This is a genomic window from Rhodococcus sp. IEGM 1351 (assembly GCF_030056875.1).
GTDB lineage: Bacteria > Actinomycetota > Actinomycetes > Mycobacteriales > Mycobacteriaceae > Rhodococcus_F > Rhodococcus_F opacus.
The window spans coordinates 36,088-57,833 of sequence record NZ_JASHKU010000006.1 but is presented as its reverse complement, the minus strand read 5'-3'; the positions used below and the strand labels follow the sequence as shown (position 1 = coordinate 57,833).

Annotated in this window: 19 protein-coding genes; 6 read left to right on the top strand and 13 right to left on the bottom strand. The window is 68.0% G+C overall.

Annotation, left to right across the window (positions count from 1 at the left end; genetic code table 11):
• Positions 1 to 12: 12 nt before the first annotated feature.
• A complete protein-coding gene (locus tag QM806_RS12240; RefSeq protein ID WP_283291529.1) occupies positions 13 to 1,518 on the bottom strand; it encodes a class I adenylate-forming enzyme family protein in 1,506 nt (501 codons plus the stop codon).
• Positions 1,519 to 1,541: 23 nt separating this feature from the next.
• Entirely contained in the window at positions 1,542 to 2,177 is a 636-nt protein-coding gene (locus tag QM806_RS12235; RefSeq protein WP_005570377.1) for a TetR/AcrR family transcriptional regulator C-terminal domain-containing protein, read from the bottom strand.
• 134 nt (positions 2,178 to 2,311) lie between these two features.
• Between QM806_RS12235 and QM806_RS12230 the strand changes: the two genes are divergently transcribed.
• Together QM806_RS12230 and QM806_RS12225 are read left to right on the top strand one after the other, a co-directional pair.
• Positions 2,312 to 4,123 (top strand): ABC transporter substrate-binding protein/permease, encoded by a 1,812-nt coding sequence (locus tag QM806_RS12230; protein ID WP_037203497.1) that lies wholly within the window; start codon positions 2,312 to 2,314, stop codon positions 4,121 to 4,123.
• A gap of 4 nt (positions 4,124 to 4,127) precedes the next feature.
• Positions 4,128 to 4,853 (top strand): amino acid ABC transporter ATP-binding protein, encoded by a 726-nt coding sequence (locus QM806_RS12225; RefSeq protein ID WP_005249317.1) that lies wholly within the window; start codon positions 4,128 to 4,130, stop codon positions 4,851 to 4,853.
• Positions 4,854 to 4,921: 68 nt separating this feature from the next.
• On the opposite strand, the gene QM806_RS12220 is transcribed toward QM806_RS12225, so the two are convergent.
• From QM806_RS12220 to QM806_RS12195, 6 genes are read right to left on the bottom strand one after another with little or no spacing between them, the layout of a single operon-like run.
• A complete protein-coding gene (locus QM806_RS12220) occupies positions 4,922 to 8,314 on the bottom strand; it encodes an NAD-glutamate dehydrogenase domain-containing protein (protein WP_064080194.1) in 3,393 nt (1,130 codons plus the stop codon).
• A gap of 42 nt (positions 8,315 to 8,356) precedes the next feature.
• Entirely contained in the window at positions 8,357 to 9,220 is an 864-nt protein-coding gene (locus QM806_RS12215) for a 5-oxoprolinase subunit C family protein (protein ID WP_133985767.1), read from the bottom strand.
• Entirely contained in the window at positions 9,217 to 9,867 is a 651-nt protein-coding gene (locus QM806_RS12210; protein WP_054247464.1) for a 5-oxoprolinase subunit B family protein, read from the bottom strand. The genes QM806_RS12215 and QM806_RS12210 overlap by 4 nt, the downstream gene beginning before the upstream one ends.
• Positions 9,864 to 10,619 carry a LamB/YcsF family protein gene (locus tag QM806_RS12205; protein ID WP_210460512.1) on the bottom strand — a complete coding sequence of 252 codons (756 nt, stop codon included), beginning with the start codon at positions 10,617 to 10,619 and terminating at the stop codon, positions 9,864 to 9,866. The genes QM806_RS12210 and QM806_RS12205 overlap by 4 nt, the downstream gene beginning before the upstream one ends.
• On the bottom strand, positions 10,609 to 11,397 hold the full coding sequence (locus QM806_RS12200; RefSeq protein WP_120660121.1) for a putative hydro-lyase: 789 nt from the start codon (positions 11,395 to 11,397) through the stop codon (positions 10,609 to 10,611). The genes QM806_RS12205 and QM806_RS12200 overlap by 11 nt, the downstream gene beginning before the upstream one ends.
• Positions 11,390 to 12,658: an MFS transporter gene (locus tag QM806_RS12195; RefSeq protein WP_005571253.1), complete on the bottom strand. Its 1,269-nt coding sequence runs from the start codon at positions 12,656 to 12,658 to the stop codon at positions 11,390 to 11,392. Before QM806_RS12195 ends, QM806_RS12200 begins: the two co-directional genes overlap by 8 nt.
• A gap of 169 nt (positions 12,659 to 12,827) precedes the next feature.
• Between QM806_RS12195 and QM806_RS12190 the strand changes: the two genes are divergently transcribed.
• Positions 12,828 to 13,532, top strand: a complete 705-nt coding sequence (locus QM806_RS12190; RefSeq protein WP_065492669.1) for a GntR family transcriptional regulator — start codon at positions 12,828 to 12,830, stop codon at positions 13,530 to 13,532.
• A gap of 24 nt (positions 13,533 to 13,556) precedes the next feature.
• On the opposite strand, the gene QM806_RS12185 is transcribed toward QM806_RS12190, so the two are convergent.
• The 5 genes from QM806_RS12185 to QM806_RS12165 all read right to left on the bottom strand — a co-directional run bounded on the left by QM806_RS12185 (position 13,557) and on the right by QM806_RS12165 (position 18,802).
• Positions 13,557 to 14,441: a hydroxymethylglutaryl-CoA lyase gene (locus QM806_RS12185; RefSeq protein WP_265146762.1), complete on the bottom strand. Its 885-nt coding sequence runs from the start codon at positions 14,439 to 14,441 to the stop codon at positions 13,557 to 13,559.
• Between the two features lie 28 nt (positions 14,442 to 14,469).
• Entirely contained in the window at positions 14,470 to 15,801 is a 1,332-nt protein-coding gene (locus tag QM806_RS12180) for an SLC13 family permease (protein WP_283291524.1), read from the bottom strand.
• An 81-nt stretch (positions 15,802 to 15,882) separates the two neighbouring features.
• A complete protein-coding gene (locus QM806_RS12175; protein WP_054247468.1) occupies positions 15,883 to 17,103 on the bottom strand; it encodes a CaiB/BaiF CoA transferase family protein in 1,221 nt (406 codons plus the stop codon).
• Between the two features lie 183 nt (positions 17,104 to 17,286).
• Positions 17,287 to 17,934, bottom strand: a complete 648-nt coding sequence (locus QM806_RS12170; RefSeq protein ID WP_054247469.1) for an IclR family transcriptional regulator — start codon at positions 17,932 to 17,934, stop codon at positions 17,287 to 17,289.
• 172 nt (positions 17,935 to 18,106) lie between these two features.
• Positions 18,107 to 18,802: a FadR/GntR family transcriptional regulator gene (locus QM806_RS12165; RefSeq protein WP_005571243.1), complete on the bottom strand. Its 696-nt coding sequence runs from the start codon at positions 18,800 to 18,802 to the stop codon at positions 18,107 to 18,109.
• 79 nt (positions 18,803 to 18,881) lie between these two features.
• Between QM806_RS12165 and QM806_RS12160 the strand changes: the two genes are divergently transcribed.
• The 3 genes from QM806_RS12160 to QM806_RS12150 are packed head-to-tail and all read left to right on the top strand — an operon-like array spanning position 18,882 to position 21,723.
• Positions 18,882 to 19,637 (top strand): (Fe-S)-binding protein, encoded by a 756-nt coding sequence (locus QM806_RS12160; RefSeq protein ID WP_043792367.1) that lies wholly within the window; start codon positions 18,882 to 18,884, stop codon positions 19,635 to 19,637.
• Complete coding sequence (locus QM806_RS12155) at positions 19,634 to 21,115, top strand: LutB/LldF family L-lactate oxidation iron-sulfur protein (RefSeq protein WP_005571241.1); 1,482 nt, start codon at positions 19,634 to 19,636, stop codon at positions 21,113 to 21,115. The genes QM806_RS12160 and QM806_RS12155 overlap by 4 nt, the downstream gene beginning before the upstream one ends.
• The gene (locus tag QM806_RS12150; protein WP_005571240.1) at positions 21,112 to 21,723 is read left to right on the top strand and encodes a LutC/YkgG family protein; all 612 of its coding nucleotides are present in this window, start codon (positions 21,112 to 21,114) and stop codon (positions 21,721 to 21,723) included. The genes QM806_RS12155 and QM806_RS12150 overlap by 4 nt, the downstream gene beginning before the upstream one ends.
• Positions 21,724 to 21,746: the final 23 nt, after the last annotated feature.

Sequence of the window (21,746 nt, the reverse complement as noted above, 5' to 3'; positions counted from 1 at the left end):
GTCTTTCGTGAGTCAGCTCGCGGAGCGGATCAGGTGCTTCTGGATCTTGCCGGTGAGGGTGCGGGGCAACACGGTGGCGAACACGTAGTCGCGGGGAATCTTGTAGCGCGCCAGCTTGTCCGACAGGTAGTCGCGGATGTCGTCGGCACCCACGACGTCCGGTTCACGCCACACGACGTGCGCGACGACGGTCTCGCCCCACTCGGGGTGCGGCCGGCCCACCACCGCGACATCCACGACGTTGGGATGGCCGGAGATGGCGTCCTCCACCTCCTTGGAATAGACGTTCTCGCCGCCGGTGATGATCATGTCTTTCGCCCGGTCGACGATGAAGAGGTAGCCGTCGTCGTCCTGGCGTGCGAGATCGCCTGTGCGGTACCAGCCGCCGTCGGCGAACGCGGCTGCGGTGGCGTCGGGATCGTCGAGGTAGCCCTGCATCACGGTCTCGGTGCGCAGCCAGATCTCGCCGATCTCCCCGGCGGGCACGTCGATGCCGTCGGGGCCGGCCAGGCGCATGTCGACGCCGGCGAGCGCCGCCCGGCCGATCGAGCCGGCCTTCGCGAGCTGTTCCTCCGGGTAGAGGACGGCCCCGACGGGACCGGTCTCCGTCATCCCGTACACCTGGTAGAAGCGGGTGGTCCGGTACGACTCGACGAGTCGGCGCGCCACATCGGCGCCGATAGGTCCGCCGCCGTAGAGCCAGGCCCGGACGCTGGACAGGTCGTAGTCGGCGAAGTTTCGTACCGCATTCAGCGCCGTGGTGTAGATGACCGGCGGCCCGAAGCACAGCGTGATGCGTTGCTGCTGTACCGCTTCCAGGAAGTGGACGGGATGGTATTCGCGGACGAGCACGACGGTGCCGCCCATGTACAGCGTCGCCATCAGCCAGTTGTTGAGCGGCGACGCGTGCCAGATCGGGACGGCCATCAGCAGTCGCTCGTCGCGGGTGATCGACAGACCGAGGGCTGCCGTGGTCGCCACGAGCACGACGTTGCGATGACTGTGCACGCAACCCTTGGGCGCGCCGGTGGTGCCGGACGTGTAGAGGATTTCCGCGGGGTCGTTCTCGTCCGGCTCGATGCCGTCGATGCCGTCCAGGTCCGCGATCGCGTCGTCGAAGAAGGCGTGGCCCTCCACGGCGGTGTCGGTGGACAGCAGCTGCACCGGCGTCTCGAGTCGCTCGATGACGGGTGCGAGGTCGCCGTCGAAGACGCATACCTTCACCTGCGCGTGCCGCAGGATGTAGTCGACCTCGGGTGCCTGCATCTTGTGGTTGACCGGCACCACCACCGCGCCGATGCGCCAGGCGCCGAGCATCGCGTAGACGAAGCCGGGGGTGTTGAAACACATCAGAGCGACGCGGTCGCCGTGCCCGACCCCCAGTTTCCGTAGCAGGGCGGCGGCGTGGCGGCTGCCGTCCTGCACGGAACCATACGTATGGTCGCGACCCTGAAAATGGAGAAAGGCCTTGTCGGGCGTCTTCCGGACGTTGCTGTCGAATACGCGAACGATGTTCATCGCGCTCCTTGGAGGAGAGAAGGTCAGTCGATGGAGGTGTTGCGGACGGTCTCGGGGATCTGCAGGTTCGCGAAGATGACGGCGACGGCCTCCTCGAGCGAGTAGCCGAAGCTCTCACCGGTGGCGGTCTTCTGGATCACGAGGCCGAAGATCGCTGACCAGAACGCCTTCGATTCGACGTCGATGCCGGCGCGCAGTTTCCAGCCGGTGCGTATCAGGGTGCGGATCAGCGCGTCCTCGCCTGAGGAGTGCAGGGTGCGGAGGGTGTCGGTGATGAGGTCGCGCAGTTCGCCGCGGCGTCCCGTCATCAGCATCGCCGAGGTGAAGAGTTCGACGCTGGGCGCGCCGGGCCCGAGGAGGGAGCCGACGAGCTTCTCCGTGTAGTCGCCGACGGTCTCCGCGGTGGCCGCGTCGTCCTCGGCCCGTTTGCCGGCACGCAGGACGGCAGCGCACGCGACCTCGACGAAGAGCCGCTCCTTGGAACCGTAGTAATAGGTCACCTGGTTGGGGTGGGCCCCCGCGGCGGCGCAGATCTGCGTGATGGGGACGCCCTCGCCGTGCTCGAGAAAGAGTTCGGTGGCGGCGGTGAACAGGGCGTCGCGGGTCTGGCGACCGGACTCCCTAGTGGCACGCGCTGCTCGGCCCGTCTGCGACACCATGACTGCCTCCCGCTTGTTTGTATGACAAACAATAACTCGACTTTGTTTGTATGACAAACAAGGAGAGTGACGGGCGTCGCCCCGCACGTCCTCCGACCCCGGAAATACCGACCGCCAGGGTTACGCTGCTCACCATGTTTTCTTCCGTCGGAGCGAAGATCCGAGTGGTGGTGGCGCTACTGCTCACCGCCCTGCTGGCGCTGACCCTGTCGTCGTGTTCGAGTGACGGGGAGACGTCGGGGGCGGCACCGCAGGATCTGTGTTCGCCACCCGGCGTGGGCGCGGCCACTGCCGCCCCGACCAATCTCGCCGCCTCCGGCGCCGCGGCCGAGGACCGCTACACGACACCGTCGACCACCCCGATCGACCAGATCGACGCGTCGAAACTGAACCTCATCACCCCCGGCGTGCTCACCGTCGGCACGCTGTCCGACGCACCGCCGAGCATCTGCGTGAACTCGGAGAACGAGTTCACGGGCTACGACAACGAACTGCTGAAGGCCGTCGCCGACAAGCTGGGCCTGCGCGTCGACTTCGTCGGCACCGAGTTCGCCGGACTACTCGCCCAGGTCGCCGGACGCCGCTTCGACGTCGGATCCTCGTCCATCACGACAACGGACGAGCGCCGCAACACCGTCGGCTTCACCAACGGCTACGACTTCGGCTACTTCTCCCTCGTCGTGCCCAACGGCGGTCCGATCCAGGGCTTCGACGACCTGACCGCGACCACTCGGATCGGTGTCGTCCAGGGCACCGTCCAGGACGACTACGTCGTGAACACGCTGAAGCTGAACCCGGTGAAGTTCCCCGACTACGCCACCGCGTACGCGAACCTGAAGTCCGGGCAGATCGACGCCTGGGTGGCGCCGTCGCAGCAGGCCGAGGGCGCCATCGCGCCGGGCGATCCCACGTCGATCGTCGAGAACACCTTCAGCGTCAACAACTTCGTGGGCTGGGCCGTCAACAAGGAGAACCAGCCGCTCATCGACGCCCTCAACTCCGGGCTCGACGCCGTCATCGCAGACGGCACCTGGGCGCAGCTGTACTCCGACTGGGTGCCCCGCGAACTGCCCGAGGGCTGGAAGCCCGGCAGCAAGGCGGCACCGGTGCCCGACCTGCCGGACTTCGCCGCGCTGGCCGCCCAGAACTCGCAGAACACGACCGAAACCCCGGTCGCGGAACCCAAGTCGACACTCCAGCAGCTGAAAGACACGTTCTTCAACTGGGACCTCTACACGCGGGCGTTCCCGGATCTGCTCAAGACCGGTCTGCCGAACACGCTGATCCTGGCGTTGGCGTCGGGCATCGTCGGCACCGTCCTCGGCATGCTGCTCGCGATGGCAGGCATCTCCCGCACCCGCTGGCTCCGCTGGCCCGCCCGCGTCTACACGGACGTGTTCCGCGGGCTGCCCGCCGTCGTCATCATCCTCATCGTCGGTCTCGGCGCCGGACCCATCGTCAAGGGACTCACCGGCAACAACCCGTACTGGCTCGGTGCGGCCGCGCTGTCACTGCTCGCGTCCGCCTACATCGGTGAGATCTTCCGGTCCGGCATCCAGAGCGTCGAACCCGGACAACTCGAGGCGTCCCGGGCGCTCGGTTTCAGCTACCGGAAGTCGATGACGCTCGTCGTCGTTCCGCAGGGTGTGCGACGGGTGCTGCCTGCGCTGATGAACCAGTTCATCTCCCTGATCAAGGACTCGTCGCTGATCTACTTCCTCGGCCTGCTCGTCAGCCAGCGGGAACTGTTCGCCGTCGGCCGCGACCTCAACGCGCAGACCGGCAACCTGTCGCCGCTCGTCGCCGCCGGCCTGTTCTACCTTGCGATGACGATTCCGCTGACCCACCTCGTCAACTACATCGACAACCGCCTGCGCACCGGCCGCGCCGACACGTCCGGCACGCTCGACCCGGTGGAACAGTCCATCGTCGTGGAAAGGGGATAAGGCGATGGCCGTCTCTCTCACTGGCACCGACCTGCACCTCGCGTTCGGCACCAACAAGGTGCTCCGCGGCGTCGACCTCCACGTCGACGCCGGCGACACCGTCACCGTGATCGGACCGTCCGGCTCCGGAAAGTCCACCCTGCTGCGGGTCCTCAACCGGCTGCACGAACCCGATCAGGGCGACGTCCTGCTCGACGGGAAGTCGGTGCTGAAGGACAACCCGGACAAGCTGCGGCAGCGCATCGGCATGGTGTTCCAGCACTTCAACCTGTTCCCGCACAAGACCGTCGTCGACAACATCGCCCTCGGGCCCCGCAAGCTCAAGGGGATGTCCAAGGACGAGGCGCGGTCGCTGGCGCTCGAACAGCTCGAACTCGTCGGGCTCGCCAACAAGGCCGACTCGCGGCCCGGGAACCTGTCGGGCGGGCAGCAGCAGCGCGTCGCGATCGCCCGCGCCCTGGCGATGAAGCCCGAGGTGATGTTCTTCGACGAGGCCACCTCGGCACTCGACCCCGAACTGGTGAAGGGTGTCCTCGCGCTGATGGCCGACCTCGCCAAGGGCGGCATGACGATGGTCGTCGTCACCCACGAGATGGGCTTCGCCCGCGAGGTGTCCGACACGGTGCTGTTCATGGACCACGGCGCCGTCGTCGAGACCGGGAAGCCGGACCAGCTGTTCGACAAGCCCGAAACCGAACGGCTGCAGCAGTTCCTGTCCCAGGTACTGTAGGCCGCTCCGCGGCCTGTGCGCCTTTTTGGTAGCTGGAACAACCAGAAAGGCGCACGGGCGCGAAGCGCCTACCGCGTCATCGCCCGGATCCGCCTGGCCGCGACGGAGATCAGCGCCAGTGTGGGTTCGGTGGCGACCTCCGACTCGATTTCCGTCAGCAGTGCCCGCGCGCGGGCGAGCCGGGCGGCGTTGTGCTGTTCCCACTGGTCCACCTTGTCGGCCGCGTCATCGCCGGGTTCGCTCACGGACAGCGCGTCGAGGGTGATGGCGCGCAGCGAGCTGTAGAGGTCGTCGCGCAGGGCGAGACGTGCAAGGGCGTGCCACCGGTCCAGCCGGGGGAGCGCCGTGACGGCGGTCAGCGCGGTGTTGATGTGCAGGTGCGCCGACAGCGCGAAGTACAGTTCGGCGACGTCCTCGGGGCGGTGCTGTGAGATCTCCGCGATGTCCACGATGTCGAGGAGGCAGTACGTGTGCAGCAGGTCCGCCACGTCCGCGGCGAGCCCGGCCTCCGCCCCGCGCGATGTGAGGGCCTCGGTGCGCCGCTCCACCGCGGTGATCTCGTCGCCGCGCAGCCATTCCCGGACCCGCGGGCCGAGGTCGCGGACGACCGGCCGGTAGCGGGCGATGGTGGCCTCGAGCGGCAGCGGTTGCGGCCGGTGCGTGGTCAGCCACCGCGACGCGCGGTCGATCAGTCGCTGGGTCTGCACCGTCAGCGCGTTCGTCCCGGCCGTCGGCGTCGCGTCGGCCGCCGCCCGGATCCGCTCGAAAGTCGCTCCGAGGTCGAAGATCTCGGTGACCGCGGTGAAGGCGTTCACCGCCTCCGCGGAGTCGGCGCCCGTTTCCTCCCGCAGCCGGAAGGCGTACGTCATCCCCGCTCGGTCGACCATGTCGTTGACGACCGACGTCGTGACGATCTCCCGGCGCAGCGGATGCGCGGCGACCGTGTGCGCGAACTCCCGGCCGAGGCGCGGCGGGAAGTAGTTGTGCAGCCGGCCGGCGTAGACACCGTTGTCGGGGAGGGTCGTGCCCGACACTTCGCTCTTGATGAAACGCTTGACCTGCGCGGTGAGCTGCGCCAGCTCCGGGCTCGTCAGTCCCTTCTGCTCACGTTCGAGTGCACCGAACTGCGCGGACGTCGGGAGCACGTCGATCGCGCGGTCCACGTGGCCGCGCCGTTCCAGGTCGTCGACCATGCGGGAGTGGAAGCTGACGAGAGTGCCGGCCTGTGCCCGGTTCAGGCTCATCATCTCGTTCTGGCTGCGGTTGTCGGCGAGGACGAGCCTGCTGACGTCGTCGGTCATGTCGGACAGCAACTCTCGCCGGTCCTGCGCGGCGAGGGTGTTGTCGGCGGTGGCGCCTGCCAGGGCGATCTTGATGTTGACCTCGTGGTCCGAGCAGTCGACGCCGGCCGAGTTGTCGAGCGCGTCGGTGTTCACGCGACCGCCGTTGCGCGCGTATTCGATCCGCCCGAGCTGGGTCAGGCCGAGGTTGCCGCCTTCGCCGACCACCCGGACGCGCAGTTGGGTCGCGTCGAGCCGGACCGCGTCGTTCGACTTGTCGCCGACGTCGGCGTGGCTCTCCGTCGTCGCCTTCACGTACGTGCCGACCCCGCCGTTCCACAGCAGGTCCGCGGGCGCACCGAGGACGGCACGCACGAGTTCGACGGTGGTGAGGACCGGATCGTCGTCGATCCCGAGAACGCGCCGGGCCTGCGGTGTCAGCCGAACGGACTTCGCCGACCGGTCGACGATCATCGCGCCGTCGCTGAGGACCGCCTTGTCGTAGTCCTTCCAGCTCGACCTGCCGAGCCCGAAGAGCCGTGCCCGCTCGTCCCACGACCGCTGCGGGTCGGGATCGGGGTCGATGAAGACGTGCCGATGGTCGAATGCCGCGAGCAGGCGGATGTGGGGGCTGAGCAGCATCCCGTTTCCGAAGACGTCGCCGCTCATGTCGCCGATGCCGACGACGGTGAAGTCGTCGGTGCGGGTGTCGACGCCCATCTCGCGGAAGTGCTGCATGACGCTTTCCCACGCACCGCGGGCGGTGATGCCCATCGCCTTGTGGTCGTAACCGACGGAACCGCCGGACGCGAATCCGTCGCCGAGCCAGTACCCGCGCTCGAGTGCGATCGCGTTGGCGACGTCCGAGAATGCCGCTGTCCCTTTGTCTGCGGCGACCACGAGGTACGTGTCGTCGCCGTCGCGCCGGACGATGCCCTCCGGCGCGATCACCTGCCGGGTCGTGATGTCGAGGTTGTCCGTCATGTCGAGGAGGCTCGAGATGAATTCGCGGTAGCAGGAGATGCCCGCCGAGTACATCGCCTCCCGGTCGGCGGCGGCGTCGCCGGTCGGCACGGGCGGGTTCTTGACGACGAAGCCGCCTTTCGCTCCCGCGGGGACGATGACGGCGTTCTTGACCGCCTGCGCTTTGACGAGTCCGAGGATCTCGGTGCGGAAGTCGTCGCGGCGATCCGACCACCGGATGCCGCCGCGGGCGACGTCGTCGAATCGCAGGTGCACGCCCTCCATCCGGGGCGAGTACACGTAAGCCTCGTATTTCGGTCGGGGCAGCGGCAATTCGTCGATCGACGAGGAGTCGAACTTGAATGCGAGAGCGCGCGCGGCCCGACGGTCTTCGGCGTAGTACGTCGTCCGGGTGGTGGCGCGGATCAGCGAGAGCAGTGCCCGCAGAATCCGGTCGGCGTCGATCCCGGCGACGGCGTCGATCGCGTCGACGGTGCGGCCCTCGAGCGCGTCTTCCGCGGCGGCGTCGCGTTCGATGCCCGGGTCGAGGCGGAGCGCGTGGAACTCGACGAGGAGTTTCGTGATTGCACTGTTGCTCAGCAGGACTCGTTCGACGTTGCTGCGGCTGTACGGAAGCCCGGCCTGACGCAGGTAGGCGGCGTACGCGCGGAGGACGGTCACCTGACGCCACCCGAGCCCGGCGTGCAGGACGAGCGCGTTGAACCCGTCGACCTCGGTCTCACCCGTCCACGCGGCCCGGAACGCGTCCGCGATCCGGCTGTCCCGGGTCACCCCGTGACCGTCCGTCACGGCGACCAGATCGACGGTGAGGTCGTAGATCCAGGCACGGTGCCCGTCCGGGCGGGTCAGCGCGGCCGGTCGTTCGTCGAGCGCGTTGACGCCGAGGCTGGACAGGATCGGCAGAACCTCGTTGAGCGGCGCGGGTTTCCCGACCGCATAGATCTTGAGGTTCTCGTACGGCGCGGACGCCTCGGTGGTGGTGAACGTCAGCGCCACACTGTCGACGTCGAGGCGCTCCACCTCGGCGACGTCGCGGATCGCCTGTGCCGGATCGGTTTCAGTGGCGTAGCTGATCGGCAGCGCGGACGCGTAGTGGCGCGCGACCGCGGTGCCCTGACGGTGCGGTTCCCGGAGCAGCGTGCTGCGCCACAGCTCGTGGGACCAGGGGGTGTCGAGTTCCGTGCCGATGCTGTTCATGACGATGGGTGATCTCCTGTAGTGGGATCGGAGCGAGGCCGATCACGCAGTGGTGAAGCGAATCAGTTGACCGGGTCGAGCCTGGGCGATCCGGTCGATGTCCTCGTCCGCGACGACGCCGATGACGGGATACCCGCCCGAGATGGGATGGTCCGCGAGGAAGACGACGGGCTGTCCGCTCGGCGGAACCTGGATGGAGCCGAGCGCGACACCTTCGGTCGGGAGTTCGGCCTCGGACGTCCGCACCAGTGCCGGCGAGTCGCCGTGCCGGTTCAGGCGCGCCCCGATGCGATCGGTGTCCGGGGACACGGCCCACGCTCCCGTGGTCAACGCTTCGGGGTTGGTGAACCAGTCGTCGCGGGGGCCGTCGATGACCCGCACCGATAGCGTTCCCGCGTCCATCGGGGGGACGGGCGCGACGTCGACGTTCGGGAAGTTCGTCGCCGCGGTCCCGACGGGCAGAACATCGTTGGGTTTCAACGCTTCCGGACCGATTCCGGATAGGGTGTCGGTGCTGCGGGAGCCGAGCACGTCCGGCACCGCGACGCCACCGCGGACGCCGACGTAGCTGCGCAGGCCGACCTGCGCGTACTGCAGGCGCAGCGTCTGTCCCGGCTGCATCACGATGACGCTCGCGTGCCCCATCGGGATTCCGTCGAGCAGCGCCGTCGCGGGTGCACCGGTGACGGCGACGATGGTCACCTGCGGCGCCCGGAGGGCGAGGCCGCCCATCAACACCTCGATGCACGCGCTGTTCTCGTCGTTCCCGACCAGCCGATTGGCCAGCTTCGCGGACCCGCGGTCGGCGGCGCCGGACACGCCCACACCCGAACTCAGGTAGCCGGGGCGGCCCAGATCCTGGATCAGGCTGAGCGGTCCCGTTTCGAGTACTTCGAGTTCACTCACAGTGTTTCCTCGTCGACGAATCGGACGCGACGCCCCGGCTGCAGCAGCGCCGGAGGGTTCGCGTCGAGGTTCCACATCGGGGAGTCCGTCGTTCCGATGATCTGCCACCCGCCGGGTGAAGACCGGGGATACACCGCGCCGTAGCCACCCGCGAGGGCCACGGACCCGGCGGGCACCACGGTGCGGGACTGGGCCCGCCGTGGCACGGTGAGCCGATCGTCGCCGCAACTCAGGTAGGCGAAACCCGGTGCGAATCCGATGAACACACAGCGCCAGGTGGCCGCCGTGTGGGCAGCGATCACGTCCTCGCGGCTCACCCGCAGATGGCCGGCGACGTCGGCGAGATCGGCGCCGTCGTAGCGGACCGGGATGGTGACCGGCTCGGATTCGGATGCGCGGCTGTCCTCGTGGACCTCGAGGTCGACGGTCATCGTCCGCAGCGCGCGGCGCACCTCGTCGAGATCGGTCCGCGGTGTCGTGGTCACGAGCACCGTCCGCGCCGCGGGAAGCACGTCCTCCACACCCGGGACCGGGGTGCGGCGGAGGCGTTCGGTCAGCGACACCACGAACGGTTCCGACTCCAGTTCGACGAGGAGGGCCCGGTTGCCCGCCGGAAGGATTCGAGTGCCGGCGCTCGGGGTGGTCATGCGAAGGCCCCGAGCGTGACGTCGGCACTCTCCAGGGCGTGCCGGACCTGGCGGGCCGTGCGCACGGATCCGGGCGAGTCGCCGTGCACGCAGATGCTGTCCACCGACACCGCGACGTCGTCACCGTCGATCGATTCCACCGTTCCGCTCGACACCATGCGCACGGCCTGGGCGGCGGCGACGTCAGGATCGGCGATGACGGCGCCGGTCACCGAGCGCGGGGTCAACGTGCCCGCGGCGGTGTAGCGGCGATCGGCGAAACCCTCGGCGACGAATTCGATGCCGTGGGTTTCCGCCGCGCGCTGCAACTGCGAGCCGGGTGGGCCCATCAGCGCGAGCGGTTCGGTGAACCGGTCGATGGCCGACGCGATCGCCTCGGCCCGCCCACAGTCGAGCGCGGCGGAATTGTAGAGCGCACCATGCGGTTTGACGTACGACACACGGGACCCGGCGGCACGTGCGAACCCGGCGAGCGCGCCGATCTGGTACAGCGTCTCGTCGCGCAGATCCGCCGGCGACACCGAAAGTTCCCGACGGCCGAATCCGGCGAGATCCCGGAAACCCACGTGCGCACCGATCGCGACGTTGCGCTCGGCCGCACCCTCGCAGGCCCGGCGGATGATCATCGGATCCCCCGCGTGAAAACCGCACGCGATGTTCGCGCTGGTGACGATGTCGAGGAGGGCCTCGTCGTCCGCCAGGGTCCACTGCCCGAAACCCTCACCGAGGTCGCAGTTCAGATCAACGCGCATCGGGAACCTCCAGGACGTACTCGCTGTCCGGGGTGTCGGTGATCAGCATGTACCCGGGCGCATGGGTGATTGCGAACGGCAACCGGGACGCCATCACCGCCGCCTGCGGGGTGACCCCGCAGGCCCAGAACACCGGCACGTCACCGGGCTCGAAATTCACCGGATCACCGAAGTCGGGGGCCGCGACATCGGCGATGCCGAGTTCCGCGGGATCACCGATGTGCACGGGCCCACCGTGGACGGCAGGCATCCGCGCCGAGATCGACGCGGCGAGGGCCACCTGATGTTCGGGAACGGGTCGCATCGACACCACCATCGGTCCGCTCATCCGGCCTGCGGGCCTGCACTCACGGTTGGTCACGAACATCGGGACGTTGCTGCCCTGCTCGACGTGCCGCAGCGGGACCCCGGCAGCGGCCACCGGGTGCTCGAACGTGAAGCTGCACCCGATGTGGAAGGCCACGAGGTCGTCCCGCCACAACCCCGACACGTCCGCGGTCTCGTCGGCCAGTTCGCCGTCCTTCCACACCCGGTACAGCGGAAGGTCCGTGGTGATGTCGGTGCCGGGGGCGAGCATCGTCGTGCGGGAGCCGACGTCGCCGACGTCGAGGACGGGGCACGGCTTGGGGTTCCGCTGCGTGAACAGCAGGACGTCGTAAGCCCAGTCCTCCGGTACGGCGATGAGATTCGTCTGGGCGAATCCGGGCGCCAGACCGGCGGTCGGGGTGACGCGTCCCGAACGGAACGCGGAGCGGAGGTCGGCCGGTGAGTCAGTCAAGTTGGATCCCGCGGGTCTCGGGGAGGAAGAACAGGGCGAAGACGGCGATGGCGTATCCGAGCGCACCGAAGATCATCGCGCCGCCGATACCCAGCTGGGTGGCCGCCAGGAAACCGACGACCGCCGGGAACACGGCGCCGACCGCGCGGCCGAAGTTGTACGTGAAGCCCTGGCCCGTGCCGCGGGACTGCGTCGGGTACAGCTCGGACAGGAACGATCCGAATCCACTGAAGATCGCCGACGTGCAGAAGCCGAGGGGGAAGCCCAGGATGAGGATCAACATGTTCGCGCCCTCGGGCACCTGGGTGTAGCCCACCATGAAGACGGCCGACAGTGCCGCGAACAGCTGCATGGTCCGCTTGCGTCCCAGCTTGTCGGTGAGGATGCCGCCGCTGACGTAGCCGAGGAACGCACCCGAGATCAGGATGGCGAGGTAGCCGCCGGTGCCGACGACGTCGAGTCCGCGCGAGGTCTTCAGGAAGGTGGGCAGCCAGGACGCCAGCGTGTAGTAGCCGCCCTGCACGCCGGTGGCGAGCAGCGACGCGAGCACGGTGGTCTTGAGCAGTCCGCCGCGGAAGATCGCGGCGAACGAGCCGGTCTCCTTGCCGGCGGACTCACGACGTTTCGTGACGACCTCGGGATCCTTCAGATTCCGGCGAACCCAGATGATGAGGAACGCGGGCAGGACACCGGTGAAGAACAGCACTCGCCACGCGACGTCGGGATCGAACAGCTGGAAGACGACCGTGTAGACGATCACCGCCAGCGCCCAGCCCACTGCCCACGCGCTCTGGACGAACGCCACGGCCCGGCCCCGGTACTCGGCCCGGGCGTATTCGGCCACGAGAATCGCACCCGCCGCCCACTCGCCGCCGAAGCCGAGGCCCTGGAAGGCGCGGAAGACGAGCAGCGTCTCGAAGTTCTGCGCGAAGCCGCACAGCACCGTGAAGATCGTGTACGTCGCGACCGTGACCTGCAGGGTGCGGACCCGGCCGATCTTGTCGACGAGGATGCCGGCGAGGGCACCGCCGAGCGCAGACACGACCAGCGTCACCGTCGTCAGCAGGCCAGCCTGTCCGGTGGTGAGGCCGAAGTAGGCGGCGATGGCCGCGAGGCCGAGCGGGAGGACCTGGAAGTCGTAGGAGTCGAGTCCGTACCCGCCGAACGCGCCGATGAAGGCTCTCTTTCCCTTCGGCCCGAGGGTGCGGAACCAGTCGAAGGGGCGCGCCTGCGCGACCTCGGTCTGTGTATCTGTGGTCATGGCACCTCGCCTGAAGAAGGGATGTAACTGCCGGAAGAAACGGTGTAACTCCCATCACGGTACAAATCGTTCAACGATCCTGCAATACCCTGAGAGGATCGTTTAACATGGAATTCATCGCGGAACCGAGCTCACAACTATGATTGCGGTCGAGATCGAAACCTGAGGAGTGGACTTGACCAGCTCGAATGCCCTTCGCGGCGATGCGCATTCCCGCCTGGCCGCTCACCGCGGCCTGCTCGAACGCACCAGCAGGACCACCCGGGTGGCCGGCATTCTGCGGGACGCGATCATCGACGGAACGTTCCGACCAGGGGCGCGTCTCTCCGAACCCGACATCTGCGCCGCCCTCGACGTCTCCCGCAACACGGTGCGCGAGGCCTTCCAGATCCTGATCGAAGACCGACTGGTCGCGCACGAACTCAACCGCGGCGTCTTCGTCCGCGTGCCCACGGCCGAGGACATCACCGAGCTGTACATCTGCCGCCGCGTCGTCGAATGCGCGGGCGTCAACGGATTCGACCCCGCCACAGGCGACCTGTCGCGCGTGGCCGAGGCCCTGGACCTGGCCGACGAGCGGTACGCCGTCGAGGACTGGACCGGAGTCGGCACCGCCGACATCCACTTCCACAGCGCCCTCGCGAGCCTCAACAACAGCAATCGCATCGACGAACTGATGCGCAGCGTGTGGAACGAGGCGCGGCTCGTCTTCCACGTCATGGACGACGCCCACCGATTCCACGGCCCGTACCTCACCCGCAATCACGAGATCTACGACGCGCTGGTGGCGGGCAACACCGAAGCCGCAGGTCAGCTACTCAAGACCTACCTCGAAGACGCCGAGGCGCAGATCCTGGGGGCGTACCGCCCGTGAGCGGTTGACGAGTCCAGAGACTCGTCAACCACGCACGGGCGCGAAGCGCGAGAGCTGCGGTGAGGCTGCGACGACACGCTTGACCAACGATGCTGCGGCGGTGACCTGCGCCTGATCGATGCCGGTTTCCACATCATGACTGTGAAAATGCGCGACCAGTTCCTCGGTCGCGAGGTTGCCGTGTGCGCCCGGCGCGAAGGGGCACCCGCCGTATCCGCCGACCGCGCTGTCGAAGTGTGCGATCCCCAGATGGCGTGCCGCCTGCAGGGCGGTGGTGAGTGCTTGGCCGTCGGCATTGTGCAGATGCAGTCCGATGGTGATGTCGGGCAGTGCTTCGCGCACGGCGCCCACCGCGGTGAGCACGTGCTCGGTGGTGGCGGTGCCCAGGGTGTCGGCCAGCCCCAGGGCGCGTATACCCATGGCTGCGAACTGTTCGGCGACTTCCACCAGACGTCTGGGTGGGATGGTTCCCTCGAACGGGCAGACGAATGCGGTGGATATCCCGCCGAGGAACCGTTGCTCCGGGTAGCCGGCCACCGCCTGGGACAGGTCCTCGAGGGCCTGTGCAGCGGACTTGCCGGCGTTCGCTCGGCTGTGTGCCGAACTGGCCGATGCCGCGATGTGCACGACGTCGACTCCGGCGGCCACCGCACGGTGGACCCCGGTGGCATTCAGCGCCAACGCGCTGACCTGCGTGGTGGCGCGGTAGGTCTGCAACCGGGCGATGAGCGCGTCGGCGTCGGCCATCTGAGGAACGCGGGTGGGCGAGACGAAGGACACGGCTTCGATCTGCCGGACTCCGGCTGCCACCAGCGCGTCGGCGATGGTGAGTTTGTCGTCGGTGGCGACGAGGACGTTCTCGTCCTGTAGACCGTCGCGCAGGACGACGTCGGTGATGGTGACGGGCATGCGGGAACCTTCTCGAGAGGGCCGGGGGTCAGAGCGAGGTGGGAACGACGATCAGGGCCCAGGCCACCAGCGGGGCGAGGAGCACGACCAGGCCGCAGTAGGCCAGGACGCTGCGCTGGAACCGTTGACGGTCTTCGACGTCGGCCTCGGCCACCACGATGGATCCGTTCGTGGCGAAGGGGCTGACGTCGACGACGGTGGAGGCGAAGGCCAGCGCGATGATGAATCCCAGCGCGCCGAGTTCCCCGGCGGCGAGCATGGGTGCGGCCAGCGGCAGCGCGATGCCCAGGGTGCCGATCGAGGAGCCGACCGCGGAGATGATCGCGGCGGCGTACAGCAGGATCAGCGCGGCGGCGAGAGGGGAGCCGAGGTGGGTGGCGGCGTCGCCGAGGAAGTCGAGGGTGCCGTTTTGTTTGAGCACCGTCATGTAGGTGAGCATGCCGCACACCAGCACGACGGCCGGCCACGCCACCTTGTCTTCGATCCGGGGCATCTTCTTCGGGGCCATCAGCAGCAGGACCGTGCTGATGCAGATCGAGCTGACTCCGACGTCGACGTTGAAGGCCACCGAACCTACTGCCAGGAGCAGGATTCCGATGAGCGTCGCGACCCGTTCCCGGTTGAACGGGGTGTGGCCGATGACGTCGACGTCGGGCAGGACGGCGGTCGCGGAGGCGGTGCCAGATCCCGGGCTGGGATGGGGGCGGGTCGGTGCCCCTGCACCGGCGCCGGCGCCGGTGATCTCGTCACGGTCTTCGGGCAGCTCGTGGAGCAGGTCGCGGCCGTAGATGGCGAACAGTACGGCGAGGAACAGGGTGTTCAGTGCGAAGGGAACGATGAACAGCAGCAGCGGGTTCGCCTCGTACCCGGCGGATTTGATCAATCCGTTGACGAAGGCACCGTAGATCGTGATGGGCGAGAACGCGCATCCCAGAGCGCCGTGGTTGATGGCCATGCCCATCAGCAGGGGGTTGATCTTCTTTTTCCCGGCCAGCCGCATCGCGATGGGGGCGAGCATGCCTGCCGCCATCGGTGATCCCAGGGCCATCAGCGCGCCGGAGAGCAGGAACATCATCCACACCAGCGCCCAGCGCCGTCCGTGGACCAGGCGTAGGGCCGATTCGACGATGATGTTGATGGTGCCGTTGGCCTTGGCGATGGCGAACAGCAGGGTGATGCCGGCGACGATCAGGAAGATGTCACCGGGAAATGCGTCGACGATGTCGTCGATCGGGATCCCCGACACCCATCCGCCGACGAGGAAGGCGCCGGCGAAGGCGAGGATGCCCATGTTGATCGGCACCTTGGTGGCGATGGTGAAGATCAGTACGAGGGCGAGGATGGAGATGGCGTAGACCATGGGACCGTGTTCTTTCCGTGCGGGGCAAACGGGAAAGGTGCGGCTGCACCAGGGAGCAGAGGGGCGGCGGAAGCCCGCGGGTCAGATGACGCCTGCCGTGCGCAGTGCGTTCAGGCGCTCGGGCGTCAGGCCCAGCATCCGGCCCAGTACCGGCTCGGTGTCGGCACCGAGATCAGGCCCCAACCATCCGACTTTCGTTGCCTGGCCGTCGAACTGAGGTACCACGCCGGGGAAGCGCACCTCCTCGGACGAGCCGTCTTCGACGTCGACCTTGAACGGCTGGATCATCCCGCGGGCCAGATAGTGCTCGTCGGAGACGATGCGGGCAGCGTCGTAGACGTCGCTGGCCGGGACACCGGCGTCGGACAGTTCGGTGACCACGTCTCTCGTGGATCTGGTCGTCGTCCATGCCACGATCGCCTCGTCGAGAACGTCTTCCCGTAGGTAGCGTTTGGTGCCGTCGACCAGGTCGGGATCACTCGCCAGGTCCGGGCGGCCGACGGCGTTCATCAGCCTGGCGAAGACTCCGCTGGCGTTCCCGGCGATCAGAACCGAGCCGTCGGCACACGGGTAGGAGCCGCTGGGCACCACACCGGGAAGATTGCCGGCGGTGCGCTCGCGCACCATGGCATAGGCGTCGAAGTCAGCGGTCAGCGACTCCATCGCCATGAAGACCGATTCGTAGAGTGCGACGTCGGCGACCTTGGGTCGCGGGTGGTCGCCGCCGCGGGCTTTGGCCAGAAGCATCATCAACGCGCTGACCGCGCCGTAGAGACCGGCGAGGGTGTCGCCCAGCGGTGCTGCCGGACGCACCGGCTCACGGTCGGGATAGCCGGTCACATACCGCAACCCACCGAACGCCTCAGCGACGCCACCGAAGCCGGCGCGCTGCGCATAGGGGCCGTTCTGGCCGTAGCCGGAGATCCGGACCAGGACGATGTCCGGGTTGGCTGCCTGTAACTGTTCGGGTCCGATGTTCCAGCGTTCGAGTGTGCCGGGGCGAAAGTTCTCGATCACGACATCGACGTTGGTGGCCAGGTCGAGCACCAGCTGCTGCCCCTCGGCGCTCTTCAAATCGAGCGTCACCGATCGTTTGTTGCGGGCGATGGTGCGATACATCATCGAGGTGGTGCCCCTGCTGCGACGCCAACCGCGCAGCTCGTCACCACCGTCGGGACGTTCGATCTTGATGACCTCGGCGCCGAAATCAGCCAGCAGCCGAGTCGCGAAGGGCGCTGCGATGAAGTTGCCCAGTTCCAGGACAGTGATGCCGTCGAGCGGACCTGTGGTGGCGTTGTTCATGACGCTCCGATTCCTGTCGGCGATGCGATCAACCTTCGTGATGACCCATTATTTGGGTCATTGTGGCCCGAATAATGGGGCAACCATAGTGCTCCGGGTCACAGAGCGCAACGATGCATGCCGGCCGGCACAGGTCGAGACGACAAGAAGAGACGCACCCGCCGCGGCGAGCCGGCGTCCGGGTCAGGAGTCGAGAAGTGACTTTTCGATGCGATGAGCGGCGTCGACCGCCGAGGGACCGAGGCGGGGCCCGGGATCGTCACCGAGCCGGTGCAATGGGCCCGACACGCATACCGACGCGACGATCTCGCCGTGTACTCGTACCGGTGCACTGACCGAGCCGAGGCCGGGAACCCGCTCGGAGAGCGTCTGCCACCAGCCGCGGCGTCGCGCGACGGGGTCGTTGTCGAAATCGCCGGCCAGCACGTGACCGCTCGACCCTTCCGCCAGCGGAAATGTGGTGCCGACCGGCATGGTGGCCCGTAGTTCGTTCGACGATTCGACACTGGCGGCGCACAAGCGCAGGTCACCGCGCCGGACCCACAACTGCGAGGACTCACCGGTGCCCTCGCTCAGCTCCCGAAGCACCGGCATGGCGATATCAGTCATCCCCGCCGCAGTGAAGCGATACCCGAGCCAGTATCGGCCCTCGGCATCTCGCCGCAGGTAGCCATAGTGCGCGAGCTCGGCCACGAGACGTTGGGTGGTCGACTTCGACAAGCCGACAGTGCGCGCAAGCTCGCTGGTGATCATCGGTCGTAACTCGACGGCGTCGATGATGGCGAATGCGCGCGACAAGACACCGACCGTCTTGCGCTGCTCGTCCGCCATGGCCCGATTCTCCCCACGAAACCACGCCCGCGAACTGCATGGTGTTGCCGCTTGTGTCACACGATCCTAGCTTCGAGCACCAGCGACACGACGGATCACTGGTCTGGTCACCTCTCCAACTCGGCGGCGGTGCCGATGCTGTACTCGCCCAATCGCCGCCCGCCTCTACACGTCACCCACGCACGGGTGCGAAACGCCCGTAGAAGCCCTCGATGTGCTCCCGTACCAGGCCGGCGGCCTCGGCGCCGTGTCCGTCACGAAGGGCGGCGACGATGCCGCGGTGCTCGCAGCGGAGGTGGGTCGCGACCGCAGGCCAGTCGTCGAGGAGCGGAACGGCCTGCATGACGTAGCCGTGAATGGAGTCGCGGAGCGAAACCATCATCGCCTCGACGAGGACGTTGCCCGCGAGTCCGGCCATCGCGACGTGCAGGTCGGCGTCGAGCCGGTGGAACGCCTCGGGTGAGAGCCCCTCGTCGTCCATTGCGTCGAGCAGTGTGTCGATGGCCGAGAAGTCGAGGTCGCGGGCCTGCCCGGCGGCTTCCTGCACCGCCCACGACTCGAGCAGCGTTCGCGTCTGGACCACGTCGCGGATGGGCAGCGTGCGCGTCGCCATGTGCAGTCGGAGGGCCGCGCCGATGGATGCGGCCGGGTCGGCGGCCACGATCGCGCCTGCGTCCGGTCCGGACCCGACGGCGGTGCGGACGATGCCCATCGCCTCGAGCACGCGCATGGCCTCGCGGACGGACGAGCGTCCGACGCCGAGTTCCTCCGCGAGTGCGCGTTCGGCCGGCAGGCGACCGCCGACGGTGAGTTTGCCGGCCGCCAGATCCTGCTCGATGCGGTGCAGGACGACCTCGTGTGTGCGCACGATCAAAGTTTACCTGGTGTGGTCTGACCACAGTGCGCTACTGTGGTCAGACCACAGCCCAGCCCGGTTGGAGTACCCGATGAGAATCGCCCTGTTCGCCACGTGCCTGGCGGATGCCCTGTTCCCCGAATCCGCTGAGTCGACGGTCCGTCTCCTCGAGCGACTCGGCCACGAGGTCGTGTTCCCGCCGAAGCAGACGTGCTGCGGGCAGATGCACGTCAATACCGGCTACCAGGCCGAGGCGCTGCCGCTCGTCCGTCACCACGTGGAGGCGTTCGAGAGCGGACCGTCCTGGGACGTCGCGGTGGCGCCGTCCGGTTCCTGCGTCGGATCCGTCCGGCACCAGCATGCGATGGTCGCCCGCCGGTACGGCGACGAATCGCTCGCGACGCGCGCCGAGGAGGTCGCGTCCCGGACGTACGAGCTGTCGGAACTGCTCGTCGACGTCCTCGGTGTCACCGACGTCGGCGCCTACTACCCCCACCGGGTGACGTACCACCCGACGTGCCATTCGCTGCGGATGCTGCGCGTCGCCGACAAGCCGCTGCAGCTGCTTCGCGCGGTGCGGGGGATGACGCTGATCGAGCTCCCCGCGGCCGAATCCTGTTGCGGTTTCGGCGGAACGTTCGCGCTGAAGAACTCCGAGACGTCGACCGCGATGCTCGCCGACAAGATGGGCAACGTCCTGAGCACGGGCGCCGAGGTGTGCAGCGCCGGCGACTCGTCCTGTCTGATGCACATCGGCGGCGGACTGTCCCGGCTGCGCAGCGGGGTCCGAACCGTCCATCTCGCCGAGATCCTGGCGAGCACCGAGAAGATCGGGAGCAACGCATGACCACGTTCCTCGGCTCACCCACCTTCCATGCGGGCACCGGAAACATCCGGGGCACAGAATCTTTCCCCGACGCGGCGCGGAAATCACTCGCGGACACCCAGCTGCGCGCCAATCTCGGCGCGGCCACCACCACCATCCGCAACAAGCGCATCGCCGCGGTCGCCGAGGTCGACGACTGGGAGGAACTGCGCCGGGCGGGCAGCGCCCTGAAGGCGGACGTGATGGCGCGGCTCCCCGAACTGCTCGTGCAGTTCGAGGAGAACGTCACCGCCCGCGGCGGCACCGTCCACTGGGCGCGCGACTCGGAGGAGGCGAACCGGATCATCACCGACCTCGTGCGGGCCACCGGCTCGGACGAGGTCGTGAAGGTCAAGTCGATGGCCACTCAGGAGACGGGCCTCAACGAGCACCTCGAGGAGAACGGGATCGCGGCGATCGAAACCGACCTCGCCGAACTCATCGTCCAACTCGGCGAGGACAAGCCGAGCCACATCCTCGTTCCCGCCATCCACCGCAACCGTGCCGAGATCCGCGAGATCTTCCTGAAATCGATGCCCGGCATCGACAAGGACATCACCGACGACCCGCGGGCGCTGGCGATGGCCGCGCGGGCGCATCTTCGGCGAAAGTTCCTCTCCGCGAAGGTGGCGATCAGCGGCGCGAACTTCGGGGTCGCGGAAACCGGGACCCTCGCGGTGGTGGAGTCGGAGGGCAACGGGCGGATGTGCCTCACCCTCCCCGACACCCTCATCACCCTCATGGGCATCGAGAAACTGGTCCCGACGTTCACCGACCTGGAGGTGTTCATGCAACTGCTGCCGCGGTCGTCCACCGCCGAGCGGATGAACCCGTACACCTCCATGTGGACCGGGGTGCATCCCGGCGACGGCCCGCAGAACTTCCACGTCGTCCTCCTCGACAACGGTCGCACCAACGTGCTCGCCGACGAGGTCGGGCGTTCGGCGCTCCACTGCATCCGCTGCAGCGCCTGCCTGAACGTGTGCCCCGTCTACGAGCGGGCGGGCGGTCACGCGTACGGGTCGGTGTACCCCGGCCCGATCGGCGCGATCCTCAGCCCGCAACTCACCGGGACCACCGGTCACGACGACCCGAATGCCTCGCTGCCGTTCGCGTCGACGCTGTGCGGCGCCTGCTTCGATGCCTGCCCGGTGCGCATCGACATCCCCAGCATCCTGGTGCACCTGCGCGCGGAACAGGTCGACTCCGAGCGGCACGGACTTCCGGGCGGCCAGGACCTCGCGATGAAGGCCGCGGGCTTCGTGATGGGGTCGGAGAAGCGGTTCGCCGCCGCCGAGACGGCGTCCAAGATCGGCCGGGTGCTGGGCGGCAAGAAGGGGCGCATCACGTCGCTGCCGTACCCGGGGTCGAAGTGGACCGCAAGCCGCGACCTCCCCTCACCGCCGAAGGAGACCTTCCGACAATGGTGGGCCCGCACTCACGAGGACACGACACGATGACCGCACGCGAAGAGATCCTGACCCGGATCCGGTCGGCGCTCGCCGAAGCGCCCGCCCCCGAACCCGTTCCCCGCGACTACCACCGGCAGCCCGCGTCGGGACCCGGGGACGTCGAGTTCTTCGCCCACACCGTCGACGACTACCGCGCGCAGGTCCACCGCGCCGAGGAGGGGACGGTCGCCGAGGTCGTCACCGGGCTGATCGCGGAGGGGGCGCGCGCCGTCGTCCCGCCGGACCTGCCGCTGTCGTGGCGGCCGCGACGTGACGTCGTCGTCGACGGGGAACCCGCCGAACTGTCGACGCTCGAACTCGACGCGCTCGACGTGGTCGTCACCGGCTGCACCCTCGGGATCGCCGCCACCGGGACGATCGTGCTCGACGGCGGCGCCGGTCAGGGGCGGCGGGCGCTGACCCTGGTCCCGGATCACCACATCTGCATCGTGCGCACCGATCAGATCGTCGACACCGTGCCGCAGGCCTTCCAGACCCTCGACGCGACCAAGCCGCTGACGTTCATCAGCGGTCCCAGCGCCACCAGCGACATCGAACTCAACCGCGTCGAGGGCGTCCACGGTCCGCGGACGCTGGACGTCGTCATAGTGCGCTGACGCGCCTGTGCGTGGCCCGCGAG